This is a genomic window from Mesorhizobium sp. M7D.F.Ca.US.004.03.1.1 (genome assembly GCF_003998635.1).
Taxonomy (GTDB): Bacteria; Pseudomonadota; Alphaproteobacteria; order Rhizobiales; family Rhizobiaceae; genus Mesorhizobium; species Mesorhizobium loti.
Map to the genome: position 1 here is coordinate 1 of NZ_RZQG01000804.1, position 2,744 is coordinate 2,744.

Annotated in this window: 4 protein-coding genes; 3 read left to right on the forward strand and 1 reads right to left on the reverse strand. The window is 59.9% G+C overall.

Annotation, left to right across the window (positions count from 1 at the left end):
• The coding region (locus EN935_RS30095; protein ID WP_164771454.1) for a LysR family transcriptional regulator at positions 1-888 on the reverse strand (888 nt) is incomplete at its 3' end.
• A gap of 184 nt (positions 889-1,072) precedes the next feature.
• Here EN935_RS30095 and EN935_RS30100 point away from each other — a divergent pair.
• The 3 genes from EN935_RS30100 to EN935_RS42350 all read left to right on the forward strand — a co-directional run.
• Positions 1,073-2,320, forward strand: coding sequence for a hydantoinase/carbamoylase family amidase (locus EN935_RS30100; protein WP_245468973.1), 1,248 nt, complete (start codon positions 1,073-1,075; stop codon positions 2,318-2,320).
• Between the two features lie 10 nt (positions 2,321-2,330).
• Complete coding sequence (locus tag EN935_RS42345) at positions 2,331-2,585, forward strand: hypothetical protein (RefSeq protein ID WP_206532420.1); 255 nt, start codon at positions 2,331-2,333, stop codon at positions 2,583-2,585.
• Between the two features lie 10 nt (positions 2,586-2,595).
• The coding region (locus EN935_RS42350; protein WP_245489085.1) for a polysaccharide deacetylase family protein at positions 2,596-2,744 on the forward strand (149 nt) is incomplete at its 3' end.

Genomic DNA, 2,744 nt, shown 5'->3' on the forward strand with positions numbered 1-2,744 from the left:
ACCCTGATAGCTGAGCGCTTCGCGGGTGGCGACACTCTCGACGGCACGGTAACCCTCGGAGCGAGCGTTTACTGGCCGGATGGAATAGATTGACAGCGGCTCGTCCTTAGGTTCGCAGCGCAGACGTCGCAGCAAACCCGCTTTCACCTGGCCGCGATAGTAGCGCTCGGGCAGATAGGCGTAGCCCAGACCAGCCTGCGCAAGCGACGCCGCCGTTCTCAACGTGTTGCAAATGGTGACATCTCGGAAATGCACGTCGTTGGCCACCAGCCAAGCCAGGATCGAGCCGCGGAACTGCCATTCGCGCGAGGTCGCGATCACTGGCAACTCGGCCAGCACTTTCGATGTCACCACGTCAGGTGGCTGTTCGATCTCAGGGCTGCACATCCACACGAATTCGACGGTCTCGAGCGGAAGGGCAACAAACTTCGAATTCGGCATCTCGCAAGAGGCCAACGCCATGTCGAGCGCGCCCGAATAAAGTTTTTCCTCGATCACATGCGAAAGTGCCACTTCGAGTTCGATGCGAACGAAAGGGTGGTCGCGTCGCAGCGCACGCAGCATAGCTGGCAGCCAGGTGATTGCCACGGTTTCGGCCACACCGAGGCGAATATACTCTATCGTCTTGCCCCTGTTGTGGGATGCCGCCGAGACAAGTCGTTCAGTCGACAGGACAACCTCCTCTGCCAGCGGCAGGAGCAATGTACCTTGGGCGGTCAATTGCGCGACCCTCTGCGATCTGTCGAACAGTTCCACCCCAAGGCGCGCCTCAATTTCCTGGATACGCATCGAGATTGCCGACTGGGTGGCGTTGAGGCGCTTGGCGGCGGCAGCGAAACTGCCGAGCCGCGCGGCCCAGTAGAAGGTTTCGATTTGCTTGAAATTCATTCGGCGGCTCCCGCACGGATCGGCATCGGAATCAACGGCTGGCGCCCCACTCTTCAGGAAATTTGATCATTCGAATAACGAGAATTTCGATTTTCTGCAATCAGGCGCACGTGTAACCGTTCCCGAAAATTGGTTGGCAGCATCCAACGGCGCTCGCCTTAGGCGCAAGGGAAGGAACCATCACGTGCTCAATCCGAAGCAGCGTATCGACATCGATCCCAAGTTGGTCGAACGCTTCATTGTCGATATGGCCCGTCACGGTGCCGTCGGCGAAACCGGAGTATCGCGGACGGTCTACTCGCCTGAATGGGTCAGTGCCACGCAGCAATATGCTGATTGGTGCGAAGAATCGGGCCTGACCGTACACCGCGATGCGGTGGGCAATGTCTGGGGCCGGCTGCAGGGGTCGGAGAAAGGTGGCTCAATTGCCTCTGGCTCCCACATCGATTCACAGACGCCAGGCGGTCAATATGACGGTATCCTAGGGGCTTTGGCTGCCATCATCGCCATCCGAGCGCTCAAGGAGCAGTTCGGTCCGCCGAAGCGGACGCTTGAAGCTGTTGCCTTGTGCGAGGAAGAATCGAGCCGGTTCCCGAACGCCAACTACTGGGGATCGCGGGGCACGACGGGGCGCATTGCTCCTGGCGACGTCGACAGCGTTGTGGCGTTCTCGGGCGAGACCATCGCCGAGGCCATGCGAGCTGTCGGGCTCGACCCAACCAAGGTTGCCGATGCAAAGCGCTCGGACATTGACAGTTTTGTCGAACTGCATATCGAGCAAGGTCCGATTCTTGAACACGACGGCCTGCCGGTGGCGGTCGTGCATGCCATAACCGGCATTCGGCACTATCATGTCGAGATCACAGGCGTGCAGAACCACGCCGGTGCATTCCCGATGGACCTGCGTAACGACCCGATGGCCGGCTTTAGCGAGATCACCTCCGGCATCGTCAACACCGCCCACCGCATGGGGCGGCCTGCGGTTACCACTGTTGGCCGCGTCATTGTGGAGCCCAACTTCCCCGGCATCATTCCTGGCAAGGTTGCCTTCAGCATCGACGTGCGCCACCCCGATCCAAAGCAACTGCACCACATGTACAAATTGCACGAGGCGCTCATGCTGGAGGTCGCCTCTCGGCGCGGCCTCAAGATTGAATGGAAAGTGATGATTGATCATGAGCCGGCTCCCTCCGACCCGGGTATCGTCGAGATGCTCAAGCGGGTTGCTCAGGAACAAGGCGTCCCCACCATGGTGATGGCGAGTGGCGCCGGGCACGACTCGCAGCAAATGGCGTCGATCGCCAAGGTGGCGATGATCTTCGTGCGTTCACGCGACGGGCGCAGCCATACACCGGATGAATTTTCCTCAATCGAGGATATCGTTGAGGGAATCCGCGTTCTCGCCGCGGGCCTCCACGAACTCGCTTATTGAAGGAATTAACATGTATCCGCGCGACCTCCTTGGCTATGGCAGCAGTCCTCCCGATGCGCAATGGCCGGGAGGCGCGCGGATCGCCGTCCAGTTCGTCATCAACTTCGAGGAAGGTGGCGAGCATTCCGTGCTGCATGGCGACAGGCACAGCGAGGCATGGCTGACGGAGGATCCGTCGGTGCCGCTTCACAACGTACGCAATATGTCGGTCGCAATACGAATATGGCAGCCGGGTCGGTTGGTGGCGGCTGCTGCGCCTGTTTAAGGAGCGTGATTTGCCTGTCACGGTTTTCGGCGTCACGACCGCACTGGAAAAGAACCGTCAGGCCGTCGCCTCGATGCGCGAAGCCGGCTTTGAGATCGCCTGCCACGGCTATCGCTGGATCCAGTACGCCGAGATGCCGCGCGACCAAGAGAAAGACTG

Coding starts and splice junctions, on each gene's coding strand:
- EN935_RS42345 (WP_206532420.1), top strand. CDS start 2,331: ATGTATCCGCGCGACCTCCTTGGCTATGGCAGCAGTCCTCCCGATGCG.